This window comes from Alcanivorax sp. HI0044 (genome assembly GCF_001634945.1).
In genome coordinates this window covers 1-1,053 of sequence record NZ_LWEZ01000388.1, presented here as the reverse complement: position 1 = coordinate 1,053, position 1,053 = coordinate 1, and the positions used below count along the sequence as shown (strand labels likewise).

Sequence of the window (1,053 nt, the reverse complement as noted above, 5' to 3'; positions counted from 1 at the left end):
CTGCCAAGCGTAACAAGCGCATCACCTGGTTGGTGGCCAGCGGCGCCCGGCTACCGCTGTTTGATGCCAGCCAGCAAACCGTATTTGTGTTGTTCACCCGCCTGTTCGTGGACGATATCGCCCGGGTGCTGCAACCCGGTGGGGAGTTGATTGTTGTCGGTACCGGGGAAACGCACCTGCTGCCGTTGCGCGAAGCCCTGTACGACGATGTGCGGCAAAGCAGTTTTGATGCGGGCAAGTTTCTGGATGATCGCTTCGAGCTGATCTCCAGCGAGACCCTGCATTGCCAATGGGTTCCGGACTCAGAAGAAGAGCTCCGTAACCTGCTGGCCATGACCCCCCATCACTGGCGGGCACGGCCGGATGCGAAAGCCGGCATTGGCGCCCTGGCCGGCCAGCCCATGAACGGACATTTTGTGATTCAACGCTGGCGAAGGGTGGCGTAGATTGCGTTTATCAAACGTGATGTCGGGTTCGTGTCGGATTACGGCTACGCCTAATTCGACCTACCTGGAAAGGGTTTCGTAGGTCGAATTAGCCTGAAAGGCGTAACCCGACAACATGTCGCACAGCCCTCCCATCACCCCTCTCTTTTCCCAAGCACTCGCTCCAGATACGACAGCAAGTCATCCGCATTGCTCACCGGCGCCCGGTAAGCCAGATGCCCATCCGGGCGCATCAACCAGAGCCGGCCCTGATCGCCGAATGCGCTGGCAAACTCCCCTTCATGGTCACGCCAGATACGGGTGGTACCTTCACGGGGCACATCTTCATCTGCGGTGGCCCGCGCCGCAATCACGGTCAGGTGCACGCGCTCACGGTATTCCTGCCCCAAACGATCACTCAAGGCATACATCACCAGCCGCTCGTTATGCTCGGGGGATTCGCTCACCTGCAGCAACAAATGATGTACCGGTTTGCGCAACAAACCGTGCAACTGATGCAGATGCCCGGTGCGCACGGATTTCAGCGCCGCATCCGGCAGCCGATCGCCCGGCAGCGGCCCCTGATGCCGCCCGCCCACGTCGGCCTCCGGCCCACAGGTGACCAGCG

Annotated in this window: 2 pseudogenes; one reads left to right on the top strand and one right to left on the bottom strand. The window is 60.7% G+C overall.

From position 1 onward, the window contains the following. A pseudogene (locus tag A3730_RS04705) lies at positions 1–446 on the top strand (SAM-dependent methyltransferase); the annotation flags it as partial. 134 nt (positions 447–580) lie between these two features. On the opposite strand, the pseudogene A3730_RS31055 reads toward A3730_RS04705, so the two are convergent. After that, positions 581–1,053: pseudogene (locus A3730_RS31055) on the bottom strand (oxidoreductase); the annotation flags it as partial.